Source organism: Micromonospora parva, from assembly GCF_040649675.1.
Taxonomy (GTDB): domain Bacteria; phylum Actinomycetota; class Actinomycetes; order Mycobacteriales; family Micromonosporaceae; genus Micromonospora; species Micromonospora parva.
Genome location: NZ_JBEZFX010000015.1, coordinates 86,216 through 103,751 on the forward strand (window position 1 = coordinate 86,216; position 17,536 = coordinate 103,751).

A 17,536-nucleotide genomic window follows, 5' to 3' on the forward strand; every position below is an offset into this window, starting at 1 on the left:
GGTCAACCGGATGCCCGTCGCCCGAGAATCGGCGACGGCGGTGTCGGCCCTCCCGGGCGACCGCCCGAGGGAGGGACGTACGTCATGCTCAGACCCAGACCGCTGACACGTCGAGCCATGGGCGCCGTCGGCGCGGCGCTGGCCATCGTGCTCGCACTGCCGACCGGCGCCGCCGTGGCCGCGCCCGCACCGGGCAACGGCGCTGCCGACCCACTGCGCAAGGTGGACCCGCTGGTGCTCGGCTCGGCCCGCGCCGGCACCAACGCCAGCTTCTTCGTCGAGCTGACCGACGAGGCCACGCTGAACCAGAGCGACCTGGACCGGGTCGCGCGGGCCGCCGGTGGCCGGGCCGGGCGGGTCGCCCGCACCACCCGGGTCTACCAGACCAAGCTGGCCCATGCCGAGAAGACCCAGCGTGGGCTGCGTGCCCTGCTGCGCGAGCGGCACGCCGACTTCACCCCGTACTGGATCGCGAACATCATCGAGGTCACCGGCGACCTGAAGCTGGTGACCGAGCTGGCCGGCCGGGCGGACGTCGCGCGGATCACCGCGATCGGTGGGACCGCGCTCGCGGAGCCGGTCCGCACCGCCGGCGCCGCCGCCGACGACCCGCAGCTGCCGTGGAACCTCACGTCGCTCGCCGCCGACAAGGTCTGGCGCGAGTACGGCACCCGCGGCGAGGGCATCGTCGTCGGCAGCGTCGACTCCGGTGTGCAGTACGACCACCCGGCCCTGGTCCGCCAGTACCGTGGCAACGACGGTGACGGCACCTTCACGCACGACTACAACTGGTACGACCCGACCGGGATCTGCCTGCCGTCGACGCCCTGCGACAACTTCGGGCACGGCACCCACACGGTCGGCACGATGGTCGGCGACGACGGCGACGGGCGGATCACCGGTGTGGCCCCGGGCGCCAGCTGGATCGCGGCCAAGGGGTGCGAGGCCAACTACTGCAGCAACAGCGCGTTGCTCGCCGCCGGTCAGTGGATGCTCGCACCGACCGACCACAACGGCGAGAACCCCCGCCCCGACCTCGCCCCGGACATCATCAACAACTCCTGGGGCGGCCACGACGGTGACCCCACCTTCTACGACACCATCATCGACTCCTGGGTCGCCGCCGGCATCTTCCCGGTCTTCGCGGTCGGCAACGAGGCCAAGGAGCTGCCCGAGCCGTGCGGCTCGGCGGGGCACCCGGCCACCAACCCGCTGGCGTACGCCGTCGGCGCGACCGACTCCACCGGTGTGATCGCCGACTTCTCCAGCCGTGGGCCGGGCCGCGAGGACGCGGTACGGCCGGACATCACCGCCCCCGGGGTGGGCATCCTCTCCTCAGTGCCGGGCAGCGACTGGGGCATGAGCGACGGCACCTCCATGGCCGCGCCGCACGTCGCCGGCGCGGTCGCCCTGGCGTGGTCGGCGGTGCCGAACCTGCGCCGCGACCTGGCGACCACCCGGGAACTGCTGGACCGCACCGCGCACGACGTCAACGACCTTCAGTGCGGTGGCACCCCGGCCGACAACAACGTCTACGGCGAGGGTCGGCTCGACGCGTACGACCTGGTGACCCAGGCCTCGACGGCGCAGCTCGGCGGCGTCGTGGTGCACGCGAAGCTGAACGGGACCGTGCTCTCCGGTGCGAAGATCACCCTGACCTCCGCGCTGGTCACCCGCACCGCCCGCACCGAGGCGCGCGGCACCGTCCAACTGGGTCGGGTCCCGGCCGGGGAGTACACCCTGACCGCGTCGTTCTTCGCGCGGCGGACCGTACGGCAGAGCATCACCGTGTCGACCAGCGGCACCACCAACCTGACCGTGGACCTGTCCGAGCCCGCGCCGTGGCAGGCGATCCAGGGCCGGGTCACCGACCCGGCGGGCAAACCGGTCGTGGGCGCCCGGTTGGCGCTCGCCGGGGAGACGTTCCCGGCATTCGTCACCGACGCCGACGGTCACTACACCGGGATGCTGCCCGAGGCCGACTACGACCTGCTGGTCGAGTACGGCCGGTGGCTGGCACCCAAGACTGTCGCGCTGAGCGTCGACGGGCCGCAGACGGTGGACGTGGCGCTCGCCGCGAAGGCCGACCGGCACGGCTACCAGGCGGGGACGGCCACCGCGCAGTGGGTCGACGGCGGCAGCGTGCTCGCCCTCACCGGTGACGCCGCGAGCCGGGCCGTCGACCTGCCGTTCCCGATGACCTTCTACGGCAGCACCTACCGTCGGCTCACCGTGCACACCGACGGTTACCTGACCCTCGGCGTCGACACGAGCACCTCGGTCGGCGACAACGGTCCGCTGCCCGCCCCGGCGGTCTCGGCGCCGGCCGTCTACGCGTTCTGGGACGACCTGATCCTGGACCACGCCTCGACGGTGCGTACCAGGGTGTCCGGCACCGGCACGACCCGACAGTTCGTGGTCAGCTGGAACCGGGCCGCGCTCAAGAGCGCGCCGAAGAACCGGATCGACGTGCAGGTACGCCTCGGCGAGAACGGCACCGTCACCATCCAGTACCGCAAGCTCGCCACCACCGCAGCGGGGGCCGGCGGCTCGGCGACCGTCGGCATCGAGGACGCCACCGGCCGCGACGCGCTGATTTACTCGCGCGACGAGCAGGCGCTCGACGCGGGCGACGCGGTCACCTTCCGGGTGGCCGGTCGGGGCCTGCTGCGGGGCACGGTGCGCGACGCGAACGACCGTCAGCCGCTGGCCGGCGCGACGGTACGGGTCGAGTCGGCCGACGCCCCTCAGCCGGTCACCGCTACCACCGACGCGGACGGCTTCTACCAGCTGGAGGCGCCGGCCGGGCCGGTCACGGTGACCGCGCTGCAACCGGGCTACGACCTGCCGGGGAGCACCGTCGACGTGGTCGAGTCGACGGTCGTCACGCACGACCTGGCGCTGCGTACGCCGTTGCTGCTGGCCAACAGGAACGCGATCTCGGTGACCGCCCGGGCCGGAGCGACCCGCACCGCGACGGTGACACTGACCAACCGGGGTGACCTGCCGGCCAGCTGGCTGGCCCGGGAGATCAACTCGCCCACCCCGCCGACCGGCATCCCCGGCCGGCAGCTCAGCTCGTTCCCGCTCAAGGAGCTCTACAACGCCTACGGCGTCGGCTACCGCAACGGCGAGTTGATCGTCTCCAACTCGTACCTGTTCGGGCAGTTGCAGCGCTTCAGCACCGACGGCCGGTCACTGGCCAAGGGTGTGCTGCCGATCGACGGCTGGCCCTCGGACATGGCGTACGTGGCGAGCCGGGACCTGATGTGCGCGCCGAAGATGTCGTTCATCGGGGACCTGCCGATCGTGTGTTTCGACCCGGACACCCTGGAGGTGAAGGAGACCATCACCGGGCCGTGGGCCGGCAAGCTCTACTACGGGCTGGCCTACCGCGCCTCGGACGACACCTTCTACCTCAGCGGCGACAACCGCATCCGGCACCTCGCCGGGCTGTCGCACCCGCAGCCCGGCTCGGTGCTGGGGGAGTGCACCCCGCCCATCCCGTGGATGACCGGCCTGGCCCTCAACGAGGAACACAACGTGTTGTGGGGCATCAACCAGGACTCCAAGGAGTCGATCTGGGCGCTCGACCCGGCCACCTGCCAGCCGCTGGCCTCGGTGCCCGACCCGGACCCGAACCCGCTCAGCGGGGCCGGGCTGGACCTGGACGAGCAGGGCAACCTGTGGGTGCTCGGTAACGCGACCGGCCGGCCGTACGGCGCCAAGGTCTATCACGTCGACGGGTCGCTGCCGGCGTACAGCGACGTGCCGTGGCTGTCCGCCGCCACCTCCGGCGAGGTGCCGGCTGGGGCGAAGGGCACGCTGGCCGTCACTGTGGACACCACCGGCCTGGCACCGGGCACGTACGTCGCCACGCTGCTGGTCACCAACAACGGTGCCAAGGGCGCGTCCACCCCGGTCACCGTGTCGGTGACGGTCACGAAGTGAGCACCGGGGCCTGCCGTCACCTCCCGTGTCGGCAGGCCCCCCACCGCCGGGTTCAGAGCCAGTCGTGGCGGGCGATGAACCAGCCGAGCTGCATCCGGGTGGCGCTCCCGGTCGCGTCCATCAACTGCCGCAACCGCCGCTGCACCGTCCGCAGCGAGATGCCCAACTGGGAGGCGACCGCCTTGTCCGGCAGCCCGGTCATCAGCAGGGACAGGATCTGCCGGTCGACGAGGGTGGGCGTGCTCTGCCGCTCGACGTCGTCGACCACCTCGCTGGCCGGGGCGAGCCGCAGCGGCGTGGCCCGGTCCCAGACCTCGGTGAACAGCGCCACGAGCACCTCCACCCAGGTGGCGCCCCGCACCACCAGTGCCCACGGTTCGGTGCTGTCGGCGCGGGCGGGGAAGGAGATCAGGGCGACCCGGCGGTCGGCGACGGCGAGCTTGCCGGGCACGTTCGCGGCGACCCGTGCCTGTTCACCGGCGGCGACGAACCGGCCGATGTGGGCGGCCGCACCCGGCCGTTCCAACCCCCGCCGGTCGTACACCACCCGGAAGGCGACGCCCCGGCCGAGCATCTCGATTTCGGTCGGGTTGTCCTGCAGCACTGCCGCGTACGGCGGGCGGTCGAAGCCGAGCACCTCCTCCTGCGCCCCGCGCAGGAACTGGTCGAACGCCTGCATGATCGCGGGAACGCCGACCACCAACTGGACGTCCTGGTCCATCGGGTCCGCCGGGCGTTGCTGCCGCAGCCAGTCCCACAGGCCGACCCGCGCCTCCTGAAGCTCGCGCATCCGCTGGTTCAGCAGCGACTCGATGGCCAGGTCGGGTGGGGCGGCACCGGCGCGGCCGGCGACCACGCGGACCAGCCCGGCCCGGGTGAGGGCGTCGAGCGCGTGCTCCAGCTCGGCGACCGTGGCCGCGACCCGTGGTGCCAGCTCCGCAGCGGTCCCGGCACTGCCACGGACCAACTCCAGGTAGACCTTCTCCTCCAGCTCGCTCAGACCGAATGCGCCCAGCAACAGACCACCACACCCGCCTCGGGCGGCCCGCCGTTCGTGCGGCTCCGCTCCAGCTGATCTTGGAGCGCTCCCAGCGGCACGTCAAGAGGCGCGAGCGGACGGCTTCCGCGCGTCAGACGCCGCGAGCGAACAGTGCCAGACGGACCCGGTTGGGGCTGTCGGTCTTGGCCATCAGGCTGGTGATGTGGGTCTTGACCGTGGTGACGCCGATGTGGAGCCGGTCGGCGATCTCGGTGTTGGACAGACCCTCGGCGACCAGGTCGAGCACGTCGCGTTCCCGGGCGGTCAGACCCGGCAGGACCGGTGGGGCGTCGGGGCGGGCGTGCACCGCGCGCTGGACGAGGCGACGCAGCACCTCCGGGCTGAACGGGCTGTCACCGACGGCGGCCCGGCGGATGCCGTCCAGCAGCTCGATGGGGGGCGCGTCCTTGAGCAGGAACCCGCACGCCCCGGCGGTCAACGCGGGGTACAGATGGTCGTCGTCGCCGAACGTGGTCAGCACCAGGATGCGGGTGGTGGGACGGTCGGCGAGGATCCGGCTGGTCGCGGTGATCCCGTCGACACCGGGCATCCGCAGGTCCATCACGACGACGTCGGGGACGAGCCGCCCGGCCAGCGCAATCGCCTCGCGGCCGTTGTCGGCCTCCCCGACGACCTCGATGTCGGGTTGGGCGTCGCAGAGCATGCGCAGCCCGGCCCGGATGAGGTGCTGGTCGTCGACCAGCAGCACCCGGATCACGCCGGCTCCGGTGCGGGGGAGCCGGCGGACGCCGCGCGGTCCCGGGGCAGCGACCGGGTCGACGGCTCGGTGGCGTTGGCCGGGAGCACGGTCCGCACCCGCCACCCCGTTTCCGTCGGGCCGGCATCCAGCCGGCCGCCGAGGACCTCGACCCGCTCGCGCATTCCGGTGATGCCGTGCCCGCCGCCGGCCGGCACGCCCACCGGCACCCCACCACGGCCGTTGTCGCTGACCTCCCAGTGCACCGCGCCGTCCCGGACGGCGACCACGAGGTGCGCGAGCGCGGACGTTCCCGCGTGTTTGGCCACGTTGGTCAGCGCCTCCTGGGTCAGTCGCAGCACCGCCATGCCGCGCACCGCGTCGAGGGAACCGATCGCCGGGTCGAGGTCGGCCTCCACGGTGATACCGGCCTGGCGGGCCCGGTCGATGGACGCGCCGAGCGCCGCCGGCAGCGCGGTGGGCTCGATGGCGGTCAGCGCCGCGTCGCCGCGTACCCCGTCGGGGTTGCGCAGCACCGCGACCAGCCGGCGCAGCTCCGCGAGGGCCGCGGTGCCGGTGCCGTGCACGTCGTCGAACACCTCGGCCACCCGGGGGTCCGGGTCGGTGAGCACGTGCCGGGCCACGCCGACCCGCAGGACCATCGACGCCACGTGATGCGCGACGACGTCGTGCAGCTCGCGGGCGATGGCGCTGCGTTCGTCGGCGCGGGCCGCGCGGCTCTCCGACTCGTGCTGGCGTTGCTCGGCCAGGGCCCGTTCCACGGCCTGCCGGCCCAGCTCCCGGTTGGCGCGGATGACCAGGCCGAGCAGCACCGGCACGCCGACCTCCACGGCGAGCCCGACGACCCCGGAGGCGAACCGGCGTGGCGGGTCGCCGATCGAGTCGGTCAGGTCGACCACCACCAGCAGCGCGGTGGCCAGCCAGATGGCCCGGGGGCCGCGCGCCCGCATGGTCATCTCGAGCAACGCCCAACTGGCGCCGACCTGGTTGATGGTGAAGTCGTCGATCAGGCTGATGGCGACCGCCAGCAGGGCGGCCTGCGCCACCATGTTGACAACCGGTCGACGGTGCGCCGCCAGCGCCATCGCGAACGCTGGCACCGCGAGGACCCACTGTGCCGTCGTGGGCGTGCTGGTGGAGTGCGGGACGACGAGCAGGTAGCACAACCCGGTGAGGTCGAGCAGCACCATCCGCACGAGTGTGTCCCGCAGGTCGAACAGTCGCACCAGCCAGCTCACGACGGTCAGCCTAGGCGCTGCGGGCCGGTGGCGGCGGTCGCCGGCCGCCGCCACCGGGTCCGGACCGCGAGGTAGGCGGCCAGGCCGAGCGGTCCGAGCAGGATGGTCAGCAGCAGCACTGGAGCCATCACCAGCGCCGGCACCCCCCGTTCCCTGCTGTCCAACCACGCCCACCGCCCGACGAACAGATCGAACGCGATCATGTGCGCCCAGCCCGCCGCCGCCCCGTCGGAGGTGCCGAGCAGGTCGCGCACCCCGGTCAGGGTCGGCGACGCCACGGCCGGCAGCACGTCACCGAACGCCGGAAGGACCAGCAGCGCGTAGATCAGCACGACCGGCAGCACGATCAGCGGCGAGGCGATGATCCGGGCGGTCCACGACCAGCGGGGCAGCAGGATCATCAGCGCCCAGAACGGCGCGGCCACCGCGAAGGTCAGGGCGAACAGCGTCGCGGTCATGCGGCCAGCGCCACATCAGGGCGGCGGCGGGCCAGCACCAGGCCGGCCGCGGTCGCCGTCGCGAGCACCAGCGCCGCGACCGCGACGAGCGTGGCGGCGTCCGGGCGCAACAGCGGCTGTCCGCGCAGGGCCTGCCAGGTCAACAACACAGTGAGTACGCCGTACGCGCCGCCCGCGACGACCAGCAGCCGGGCGCGGGTGCGCTCGTCCAACCGGGTGGCGAACCGGCTCAGCAGGATCGCCAGGATCGGCAACGCCTGCAGCGCGTGCAGCCCCACGAAGTGCCCGATCCGCAGGTCACCGCCGGTGGTGCTCCAGCCGACGATCGGCAACCCCGGCCCGCCGTCGAGCACGCCGACGCTGTGCGCCCCGCCGATTCCCTCGATCCCCGGGTCCTGCATGGGCAGCGCCATCGGTACCGCCGCGAGCATGCCCAGCAGGGACAGGCCGAGCCCCCACCCGACGGCCGTCAGAGCCGCCCGGTCCGGGATCCGCCGGATCAGCACCACGATGCCGACCACGAGGTGCGCGAGGAAGAGCACCATGATCGCCGCGCCCATCGCCGCGAACAGCGCGGTGTTCAGGGGAGTGGTGTCGTTGAAGTGGCTGGTCTGCCCGCGTACCACCTGACCGACGATCACCAGCATCTCGATCACCGCCATCGCGACGATGACAGTGAAGGCCCACTCGGCGGCCCGGCTGCGACGCGGCAGCAGGGAGAGCATCCAGGCGAGCGTCGCGCCGTACAGCACGAAGGACACCGCGAACTTGAACGGCTTGAGCCAGATCGGCGCTCCGGTGAGGACGCGCGGGTCGACAAGGATGCCGACCGCCGCGACGACGGCGAGCACCGCCATCGCGGAGACGAAGACCATCATTGGGCGATTCCAGTGCGTCGCCCGGCGCAGCAGGGTTGTCATGCCTGTAGATGTTCGTGGCCGCGCCCGCCGGTCGCGTCCGACCCCGAGCCCTGGTCGCGGCCGGTGGTCGGAGCCCGTCTCCTCCCCGGGTAGGAGACGAAACCCGTCGAAGCCGTCCGACGGTGCTGGCACAATGGCCGGCCTGTCGACCGGACGGGGAGCGACCATGACCACCAATGCGGACCGTGTCCAACCGAACGAGACCGCAGTGCCGCTGCTGCACTGTGCCGACCCGGAGCAGACACTGGCGTTCTGGCGGGCGCTCGGGTTCGAGGTGACCTACGAGCAGACCAGGCCGTACGTGTACCTGGCGTTTCGGTGGAGCGGCTTCGACCTGCACTACGGGCCGGCGCCGAAGGATCTCGACCCGGCGAGAGAGCACTCCGGCGGCTGCCTGGTGTTGGTGGACGCGGTCGCCGCGTACCACGAGGTGTTCACCGAGGCGATGCGCCGCAGCTACGGCAAGGTGCTGGTCAAGGGCCTGCCGCGGATGACCCGTTACCGGGCCGGAGCGTCGCGGTTCAGCATCGTCGACCCGTCGGGCAACACCATCACCTTCATCCAGCGGGATGAGCCGAAGGACGTGGAGTACGGCGGTTCGAAGGAGCTTGCGGGGTTGGCCCGGGTGCTCGACAACGCGCGGATCCTGCGCGAGTTCAAGCTGGACGATCAGGCGGCCTACCGGGCGCTCGACTCGGGGATGCGCCGCCGCGCGGAGGACGCGCCGGTGGTCGAGCAGGCGATGGCGCTGGCCGCCCTGATCGAACTGGCGACCGTGTTGGACAAGGACGATCGGGTGCCGGAGTGGGGCGAGCGCCTCCGCGCGCTGCCCCTGCCTGCGGAGCAGCGGACGCCGGTGCGGGAGTACGTCGCCGACCCGGCCGTCCTGGAACCGTGGTGGCCTGACGCCAGCTGAGCGTCGGCCTCAGCGGGCGTAGGTCGCGGCGGGGTAGCTGACCCCCGGTGGGTGCGTCTGGTCATTCCATGGAACGGCACGAAATTACCGCTTTAGGGTAAGTATGGCGATCTGCGATAGCTGGTCCGATAACTTTCGAAAGAGAGGAAAACTCGTATTCCTCCCTTCGGATGCATGAGGAGTCAGTGATGAAGCGCAGTGTCGCACTCGCGGCAGCCCTCCTGGCAGGTCTGACCAGCATCGGATCGATCCCCGGGACCGCCCTCGCCGATGGCGGTGGCCCTGGGTACCACGACGACCGCAAGGGGGGTGATCACCACCACGGCGACGAGGGCGCGGTCTTCGTCCAGACCAACAAGGCCGAGGGCAACACCATCAAGGTGTACGACCGCGACGAGGACGGCCGTCTCACCAAGGCGGGTGAGTACGAGACGGGCGGGCTGGGTGGCTTCACCATCGGCGCGCCGCTCGACGCGCTGGCCTCGCAGGGTTCCCTGACCTATCACAAGGGGCTGCTGTTCGCCGTCAACGCCGGCAGCAACACCGTCACTGTCTTCCGCGTCGAGGGCACCAGGCTGCACAAGCTCCAGGTCATCTGGTCCGGTGGCCTGCTGCCGGCCAGCGTCGCGGCCCGTGGCGACCTCGTCTACGTCCTCAACGCCGGTGGCGAGGGCTCGGTGCAGGGCTTCGAGCTGCACAAGGGTCGGCTGTCCCGGATCGAGGACGCCAACCGGTCACTCGGGTTGCACAACGGCAACCCGCCCGCGTTCGGCACCGCCCCGGCCCAGGTCAAGATCGACCCGGACAGCGAGTTCGTGTTGGTGTCGACCAAGGCCGCCAACGTCATGTTCAGCTACGAGATCGGACGCCACGGCAACCTGTCGCGCACCCCGGTCATCAGCGACGCGGGCAACACCCCGTTCGGCTTTACCTTCGACACCGACGACACGCTGCTGGTCACCGAGTCCGGCGCGAACGCGGTGAGCCGGTTCGAGCTGGAGGACGACGGGGCGCTCGACCAGATCGGGCCGTCGGTGCCCAACGGTCAGCAGGCGACGTGCTGGATCCAGCGCGTCGGCGACTACTTCTTCGCCGCCAACGCCGGCACCTCCACCATCAGCTCCTACCGGGTCAACGACCACGGCAAGCTCGAACTCGTCAAGGGCGTCGCCGCCGACACCGGCGGCGGGTCGATCGACATGACCACCAGCGACGGCTTCCTGTACGTGCAGAACGCCGTCGCCGGCAACGTGCAGGGCTACGAGGTGGGCAAGGACGGGTCGCTGACACTCGTCACCACAGTGGAGGGCCTGCCGAAGTTCGCCGACGGCATCGGCATGGAGGGCATCGCCGCCTCCTGAGCGCACCACCCGCTGGTCCCGGTCGGTCATCGACCGGGACCAGCGCCGTGTGGTCGGTCACCGGTCGACCCGTCCCGTTGAGGTGGGGCCGAGACTACGAGGCCAGTCGCTCGCCTGCGACGTGTGCCGGTCGGGGGAGGTCGGCGGCGGCGTCCGACGTGTTGATCTCCGACCAGACGGCGTCGAGGGAGAGGCCGAGCACGTCGGCGATCGCCGCGATGGTCGGGAAGGCGGGGGTGGCTATCCGGCCGGACTCGATCTTTCGAAGGGTCTCCGGCGAGACGCCCGCGTCGAGCGCGGTGAGGAGCATCGAACGCTCTCCGCGGGCGCGACGCAGCAGGGCGCCGAGGCGCTGTCCGCGTTCGACCTCCGCGGGAGTGAGTGGCAACCTGACCATGCTCCGATTCTAGTACCGGGATAATATGGCCGGGATACTTATTGGTTCGTGGAAGGCGTTGCATGATCGAGATCCTGAGCCCCGCCGACGTGCTGCGCGCGAAGGAGACCGGCGCGCTGGTCGCCGGCATCCTTCAGACACTGAAGAGCCGCTGCGTGGTCGGCACCAACCTGCTGGACATCGACCGGTGGGCCCAGGCCATGATCACCGAAGCCGGGGCGCAGTCCTGCTACGTCGACTACGAGCCGTCCTTCGGGCGCGGCCCGTTCGGCCACTACATCTGCACGTCGGTCAACGACGCGGTGTTGCACGGGCTGCCGCACGACTACCCGCTCGCCGACGGCGACCTGCTCTCGCTCGACCTCGCCGTCTCACTGGGGGGAGTTGTCACGGATTCGGCCATCAGCTTCATCGTCGGCGACGTCCGGCCCCCGGAGAGCGTCGCGCTGATCGACGCGACCGAACGCGCGTTGCAAGCCGGGATCGCCGCCGCCGGCCCCGGCGTACGCATCGGTGACATCTCGTACGCCATCGGCTCTGTCCTCGGCGCGGCGGGCTACTCGATCAACACCGAGTTCGGCGGCCACGGCGTCGGGTCGACGATGCACCAGGACCCCCACATCTCCAACACCGGGCGCCCCGGGCGCGGATACCGGCTGCGCCCGGGGCTGCTGCTGGCGCTGGAGCCATGGGTCATGGCCGACACCGCCACGCTCGTCACCGACCCCGACGGCTGGACCCTGCGCAGCGCCACCGGCTGCCGGACCGCGCACAGCGAGCACACCATCGCCATCACCGACGACGGCGTCGAGGTGCTCACCCTGCCGAGGTCCTGACCCCGACGTCAGTGACCACCGGCCCGGCGGATCGCGGCGGCCATCTTCGACGAGTCGTGGTCGGCCTCCACCCCCTCGACGAGGACCAGCTCGCCCGCGAGGTGCCTCGTCCGCAAGGGCTTGATCTCCTGGTACGCGCTGGACTGGTACCAGGAGCGTGCCCGGATCAGGTCCGGAAACTCGACGACGACCAGATCGCCCGACCAGTCGCCCTCCAGCACCTCGATGGGCCCACCGTGGACGATGAACCGGCCATCGAAGGGCAGGAGGGTGGCCTGGATGCGCTCCAGGTATTCCAGCACCTCGGCATGCATGGGTGCCTTACGCAGATGAGCAAGCGCGTACGCGGTCATGACTCTCCGTTCGTTTCGGTCGGGTGGTTCCCCGCATCCCAGGAGATGGTCGCGCGCGCCGGTACGCGCTGTCGATTACGTCGCAGGTAAAGCGGCGCACACAGGTGAGGTCACTACGGTCAGGGTGTGACGACAGTGGCCCGACCGGAGCGACCGCTGGGGGACCTCCTGCGCGAGTGGCGTCGAACTCGTGGAATGAGTCAGCTCGACCTGTCGATCGAGGCGGGGGTGTCGGCCCGGCATCTGAGCTTCGTGGAGACCGGGCGATCCCGACCGAGCCCCGACCTGATCCTGCGGCTGGCGGAGCAGCTCGACATTCCGCTGGCTGAGCGCAACACCATGCTGCTCGCCGCCGGATACGCCCCCGCCTACCCCAGCCACCAGCTGGCCGACCCGGAACTGGCCCCGCTGCGGGCAGCCGTACGGCAGATCCTCGACGGACACGGCCCGTACCCCGCGGTGCTCGTCGACCGACAGTGGCACCTCGTCGAGGCCAACCCCGCCGTCGCGCTGTTCACCGCCGGCGTCGACCCCCGCCTCCTGGTCCCACCGGTCAACGTCCTGCGGCTCACCCTGCACCCCGGCGGTTTGGCCCCGCGCATCGTCAACCTCTCCCAGTGGCGGGGCCACCTTCTCGGACGGTTGCGCCAGCAGGTCCTGGCAACCGACGACGCGGCCCTGTCCGCCCTGCTCCAGGAGCTTCGTGGCTATCCCGGCGGTGACGATGTCGCGGCACCGGAGGACGACACCCTGTCGCGTGTCGTCATCCCCCTTCGCTACCGCCACGGCGACCGGGATTTGTCCTTCGTCAGCACGACCACCCTCTTCGGCACCCCGCTGGATGTCACCGTCTCCGGGCTGGCCGTCGAGGCGTTCTTCCCGGCCGACCCGGTCACCACCGCCACGCTCCACGCCCTCGGCTCGTCCGCGACCGGCGTGACCTGACCTGAACACGTCGTCGCGTCCGGGGCGTCGTCGGCGGCGACGGCCTGCACTCACCGGCGACGACTAATCCGCATCCGACGGGGCACGTCCGTCCGTATACATGGTGAGGCTCGTTCAGAATGAACCGATCGGTCATGTTTTCCGTGATGACGGTCAGGGTCCCCCCCCAAAGTCACGGAGGCGCGATGTCAACGGTTCGAACGGGTCCGGTCATCGGGCTGCTCGCGCAGATCGGTGTGCTGGCGGTGCTCGCGCAGACGGTCGGCCTCGGCCCGGCCGGGTGGGCGGCCGGGCTGGTCTACGGGGTGGTCCTGTGCGCCCTGCTGAGTCGGGGGATGACCCGCGCGGGCGCTCCTGATCTGAGCCCTGCCGACCGGGTGACCCTGAGCCGGGCGATCCTCGCCGGCGGCGTGACGGCCCTGGCCGCGGACTCGTTCACCCGACCGGCACCGGTCGCGGTGATGGTCGTCCTCACCAGTGTGGCGCTGGCCCTCGACGCGGTGGATGGATACACGGCCCGCCGCACCGGGACGTCCAGCGAACTCGGCGCGCGCTTCGACATGGAGATCGACTCCTTCCTCGTCCTGGTGCTCTGCCTGTACGTGGCCCCCTCGACGGGTGCCTGGGTGCTCGCGATCGGCGCGATGCGGTACGTCTTCGTCGCCGCGAGCTGGGTGCTGAGCTGGATGCGCGGCTCGTTGCCCCCGCGCTACTGGCGCAAGGTCGTCGCCGCGGTCCAGGGCGTGGTGCTGACGGTGGCGATGGGCGATGCGCTGCCCGGTCCGCTGACGACAGTCGTGCTGGTGGCGTCACTGGCGCTGCTGGTCGAGTCGTTCGGGCGGGACGTCAGGTGGCTGTGGACGACCCGTCACCTCCGCCGCGCCGTCGCCAACGACGCGGTCGACCAACAGACGAGCGTTGCACACGGGTCGGACGCGATGGTGCACGCGGGCAGCCAGCCGAGCCACAGCGCCGTGAGCGCGGGCGCGGGGCTGACCGGTCTGGGCCACGGCAGGACGGATGGGCTGCCCTGGCCGGAACACCGGCCGGTCGCCGTGGCCCGACGCGGGATCGCCCGCGTCTGAGCCGCCCGGATGCCGCGCCCAACGAAGATCATGGAAGGATGCCCGGGTTGTCGCTCTTGACGCGCGTACGTCAGCTGCCGAGCCAGGGACGGAGGGCGATGAGGGGCGAACTGCCGGACCCCGCCGCCACGGGTGCCACCGCCACCGACGGCACCGCACCCGAGGGTCGGCCGCGCCGCTCCATCGCGGGCCGACTGGTCACCCTGCTGGCCGTGCTGCTGGTGCTGCTCGTGCTCACCCTGCCGTACGACTTCGGCCGGTTCAGCCCCGGTGCGTTCGTGCGGATCCCCCTGGAGGCGCTGCTCGCCGTCGCCCTCCTGCTCGCCCTGCCGCCGCGCGGAAGCCGGTGGGTCGCCACCCTCGCCGGGCTGGCCCTCGGCCTGCTCGGTCTGCTCAAGCTGTTCGACCTGGGGTTCACCGCCTCGCTCAGCCGGGCCTTCGACCCGGTGCTCGACTGGGCGCTGCTCGACGAGGGGTTCGCGTTCCTCAGCGAGTCGTACGGCCGTCCCGCCGCCATCGGCGTGGCGGTCGCCCTGGCGGTGGTGGCGGTGGGCCTGCCCACGGCGGCCACGCTGTCGATGCGGCGGTTGCGCGGGCTGGTGATCCGGCACCGCGCCGGGACCACCCGGACCGTTGCGGCGCTGGTGGTCGTCTGGGTGGTCTGCGCCGCTTTCAACGTGCGGGTGGTCGAAGGCGTGACAGTCGCCGACACGTCCGCGACCACGCTGACCAACGGCCACGGCTTCCAGGTGCGCATGCGACTCGACGACCGGGAGAAGTTCGCCGCGCTGCTGCAGGACGACCGGTTCGCGCAGACCCCCGGCGACCAACTCCTCACCGCGCTGCGCGGCAAGAACGTGGTCATCTCCTTCGTGGAGAGCTACGGCCGCGACGCCGTCGAGGACCCGGAGTTCGCCCCGCAGGTCGGTGCGGTCCTCGACGACGGGACCAATCGGCTGAACGCGGCGGGGTTCGCCGCGCAGAGCGGCTTCCTCACCTCGCCGACGTTCGGCGGCGGCAGCTGGCTCGCGCACGACACGCTGCTCTCCGGACTGTGGGTCGACAACGACCAGCGGCACCGTACCCTGCTGGCGAGTGACCGGATGACCCTCAACGGCGCCTTCCGCCGGGCCGACTGGCAGACCGTGGGCGTGATGCCCGCCGTCAGCAGGGCGTGGCCGGAGGGCTCCTTCTTCGGCTACCAGCGGTTCTACGACGCCAGAGCCCTCGGGTACCGCGGCCCGAAGTTCAGCTTCGGCACGATGCCCGACCAGTACACCCTCGCCAGTTGGCGGCGCCTGGAGCAGGCGAAGCGCGACGGCAAGCCGACGATGACGGAACTCGCGCTGGTGTCGAGCCACGCGCCCTGGACGCCCGTCCCCGACCTGGTCGACTGGGCCGCCATCGGCGACGGGACGATCTTCAAGGGGACCGCCAAGGAGTCCGACGACCGGCGCCGCAACGCCACCCAGATCCGCGCCGACTACCGGCACTCCATCGAGTACACGTTGAGCGCACTGATCTCCTACGTGCAGACCTACGGCGACGATGACCTGGTGTTCATCTTCCTCGGCGACCACCAGCCCGCCGCCGTGGTCACCGGCGAGAACGCCAGCCGCGACGTCCCGATCACCATCATCACCCGGGACCGGGCCGTACTGGACCGGATCTCCGGGTGGGGCTGGCAGGACGGGCTCAAGCCCGGTCCGCAGGCGCCGGTCTGGCGGATGGACACCTTCCGGGACCGCTTCCTGACCGCCTTCGGGCCGTAGGCCCGGCCAACCCCACGGACTGGACACACACAGATGACGGCTGGCACCGACACCAGGATCGCCGCGCTCAGAACCGACCCCGGGATGTCCCTCCTGCACCGATCGCTGGATGTCTACTACGGCGACGCCGAGCGCGACGCACGGATGGACGCCTTCTACTCCCGGTTCGTCACCGAGGGCGATCTCGTCTTCGACGTCGGCTCACACGTGGGCGACCACATCGCCAGCTTCCGGCGCCTCGGGGCGCGGGTGGTCGCCGTGGAGCCGCAGCCGCTGTGCCTCCGCGCCCTGCGGACCATCTACGCCGACGACGACCAGGTGACGCTCGTCGAAGCGGTCTGCGGCGCGGCCCCCGGCAGCACCCGCTTCCACGTCAACTCCGCCAATCCCACAGTGTCCACCGCCTCGCCCGACTTCGTGCGCGCGGCGGAAGGCGCGGGCGGGTGGGAGGGCGAGGTGTGGGACACCGACATCGAGGTCCCGGTGGTCACCGTCGACGCGCTCATCACCGAGTACGGCGAGCCGACGTTCGCGAAGATCGACGTGGAGGGTTTCGAGGACGAGGTGCTGGCCGGGCTGACCCGCCCGCTGCCCGCGCTCTCGTTCGAGTTCACCACGATCGCGCGACCGGTCGCCTCCCGGTGTCTCGACCGGCTGACCGCGCTCGGCTTCGACGGCTTCGACGTGGCGTTGGGCGACGACAAGTCGATGACGTTCCAACGCTGGGTCTCCGCGACCGACATGACCACCCACCTCGCCGCGTTGCCGCACGACGCGAACTCCGGCGACGTGTACTGCGTGTCTCGTGGCCGGTTGCGACAGCTACCGCCGCCTCACGACGCGAAGCGGCGGTAGCCAGGCTCAGAAGGGGCCACCGTTCGTGACTGCCGGCCGCCAGGGGTCAGGGCTCGCGGCGGGTGCGTAGGCGTATCAGGGCCAGGCCGCCGACCAGGAGAACACCGAGGGCAGCCACAGAAGCTCCAAGTGTGGCGATGGCTGTCAGACGTCCACCCGTGACGGGCATGGGCGGAACCGGCCCGGTGAGGACCACTGTCGAGGAGCAGCTCGGTGTGCAGTCCGGGTCGGACACACCAGTGGGCGGGGTGAGGGTGGCCGTGTTGGTGAGGTCGCCGGCGGTGCCCTTCGGCACGGTTCCGCTGATCGTGTAGGTCACTGTGCCGCCAGCGAGGACGGTGATGGTGTCGTTGATGTCACCGGTGCCGGACGTTGTGCAGGTGCTTCCGGTGGATGGTTCGCAGGTCCAGGTGAATCCGGCCAGTGGTGCGGGCAGGGGGTCGGTCAGTGTCGCGCCGACCGCGTCGGACGGTCCCCGGTTGGTCACTGTCACTGTGAAGGTCACCGGTTCACCTGGCACGTAGTGGCTCGGGGTTGCGGTTTTCACCACTGCCAGGTCGACCGCGGGGGCGATGGAGGTGACCACTGTCGATGAGCAGTTCGGGGTGCAGTCCGGGTCGATCGCGCCGGCGGGTGGGGTGAGGGTGGCGGTGTTGGTGAGGTCGCCGGTGGTGCCGGAGGGCACGGTTCCG

The 17,536-nt window shown here is 71.2% G+C and carries 15 protein-coding genes and 1 pseudogene; 8 read left to right on the forward strand and 8 right to left on the reverse strand.

Annotation, left to right across the window (positions count from 1 at the left end; genetic code table 11):
• Positions 1-84: 84 nt before the first annotated feature.
• The gene (locus tag AB0C03_RS29275; protein WP_357640307.1) at positions 85-3,951 is read left to right on the forward strand and encodes a S8 family serine peptidase; all 3,867 of its coding nucleotides are present in this window, start codon (positions 85-87) and stop codon (positions 3,949-3,951) included.
• Positions 3,952-4,003: 52 nt separating this feature from the next.
• Here the strand turns inward: AB0C03_RS29275 and AB0C03_RS29280 are convergent, their stop codons facing one another.
• The 5 genes from AB0C03_RS29280 to AB0C03_RS29300 form a co-directional block, all read right to left on the reverse strand.
• The gene (locus tag AB0C03_RS29280; RefSeq protein ID WP_051708824.1) at positions 4,004-4,969 is read right to left on the reverse strand and encodes a helix-turn-helix domain-containing protein; all 966 of its coding nucleotides are present in this window, start codon (positions 4,967-4,969) and stop codon (positions 4,004-4,006) included.
• Between the two features lie 112 nt (positions 4,970-5,081).
• The gene (locus AB0C03_RS29285; protein ID WP_030337076.1) at positions 5,082-5,708 is read right to left on the reverse strand and encodes a response regulator transcription factor; all 627 of its coding nucleotides are present in this window, start codon (positions 5,706-5,708) and stop codon (positions 5,082-5,084) included.
• The gene (locus AB0C03_RS29290; protein WP_307857717.1) at positions 5,705-6,946 is read right to left on the reverse strand and encodes a sensor histidine kinase; all 1,242 of its coding nucleotides are present in this window, start codon (positions 6,944-6,946) and stop codon (positions 5,705-5,707) included. The genes AB0C03_RS29285 and AB0C03_RS29290 overlap by 4 nt, the downstream gene beginning before the upstream one ends.
• A gap of 5 nt (positions 6,947-6,951) precedes the next feature.
• Positions 6,952-7,404 (reverse strand): ABA4-like family protein, encoded by a 453-nt coding sequence (locus tag AB0C03_RS29295; RefSeq protein WP_030337073.1) that lies wholly within the window; start codon positions 7,402-7,404, stop codon positions 6,952-6,954.
• Positions 7,401-8,324 (reverse strand): hypothetical protein, encoded by a 924-nt coding sequence (locus AB0C03_RS29300; protein WP_357640312.1) that lies wholly within the window; start codon positions 8,322-8,324, stop codon positions 7,401-7,403. The genes AB0C03_RS29295 and AB0C03_RS29300 overlap by 4 nt, the downstream gene beginning before the upstream one ends.
• Before the next feature lie 166 nt (positions 8,325-8,490).
• On the opposite strand from AB0C03_RS29300, the gene AB0C03_RS29305 reads away from it, so the two are divergent.
• Together AB0C03_RS29305 and AB0C03_RS29310 are read left to right on the forward strand one after the other, a co-directional pair.
• Positions 8,491-9,240, forward strand: a complete 750-nt coding sequence (locus tag AB0C03_RS29305) for a DUF8817 family protein (RefSeq protein WP_030337071.1) — start codon at positions 8,491-8,493, stop codon at positions 9,238-9,240.
• A gap of 188 nt (positions 9,241-9,428) precedes the next feature.
• Positions 9,429-10,601 (forward strand): lactonase family protein, encoded by a 1,173-nt coding sequence (locus tag AB0C03_RS29310; RefSeq protein WP_357640316.1) that lies wholly within the window; start codon positions 9,429-9,431, stop codon positions 10,599-10,601.
• 94 nt (positions 10,602-10,695) lie between these two features.
• On the opposite strand, the gene AB0C03_RS29315 is transcribed toward AB0C03_RS29310, so the two are convergent.
• A complete protein-coding gene (locus AB0C03_RS29315) occupies positions 10,696-10,998 on the reverse strand; it encodes a helix-turn-helix domain-containing protein (protein ID WP_210864379.1) in 303 nt (100 codons plus the stop codon).
• 62 nt (positions 10,999-11,060) lie between these two features.
• Here AB0C03_RS29315 and map point away from each other — a divergent pair, with 62 nt between their 5' ends.
• Positions 11,061-11,834: a type I methionyl aminopeptidase gene (gene map, locus AB0C03_RS29320; RefSeq protein WP_030337068.1), complete on the forward strand. Its 774-nt coding sequence runs from the start codon at positions 11,061-11,063 to the stop codon at positions 11,832-11,834.
• Between the two features lie 8 nt (positions 11,835-11,842).
• Here the strand turns inward: map and AB0C03_RS29325 are convergent, their stop codons facing one another.
• On the reverse strand, positions 11,843-12,187 hold the full coding sequence (locus AB0C03_RS29325) for a DUF1330 domain-containing protein (protein WP_030337066.1): 345 nt from the start codon (positions 12,185-12,187) through the stop codon (positions 11,843-11,845).
• 126 nt (positions 12,188-12,313) lie between these two features.
• Between AB0C03_RS29325 and AB0C03_RS29330 the strand changes: the two genes are divergently transcribed.
• From AB0C03_RS29330 to AB0C03_RS29345, 4 genes and pseudogenes are all read left to right on the forward strand, one after another.
• Positions 12,314-13,132 carry a helix-turn-helix domain-containing protein gene (locus tag AB0C03_RS29330; protein ID WP_030337064.1) on the forward strand — a complete coding sequence of 273 codons (819 nt, stop codon included), beginning with the start codon at positions 12,314-12,316 and terminating at the stop codon, positions 13,130-13,132.
• A 185-nt stretch (positions 13,133-13,317) separates the two neighbouring features.
• Positions 13,318-14,010: pseudogene (locus AB0C03_RS29335) on the forward strand (CDP-alcohol phosphatidyltransferase family protein); the annotation flags it as partial.
• Positions 14,011-14,315: 305 nt separating this feature from the next.
• Entirely contained in the window at positions 14,316-15,989 is a 1,674-nt protein-coding gene (locus tag AB0C03_RS29340) for a sulfatase-like hydrolase/transferase (protein ID WP_167337349.1), read from the forward strand.
• A gap of 33 nt (positions 15,990-16,022) precedes the next feature.
• Complete coding sequence (locus AB0C03_RS29345) at positions 16,023-16,844, forward strand: FkbM family methyltransferase (RefSeq protein ID WP_051708822.1); 822 nt, start codon at positions 16,023-16,025, stop codon at positions 16,842-16,844.
• 46 nt (positions 16,845-16,890) lie between these two features.
• Here AB0C03_RS29345 and AB0C03_RS29350 read toward each other — a convergent pair.
• A partial coding sequence (locus AB0C03_RS29350) for a DUF11 domain-containing protein (protein ID WP_357640323.1) occupies positions 16,891-17,536 on the reverse strand: 646 nt, incomplete at its 5' end.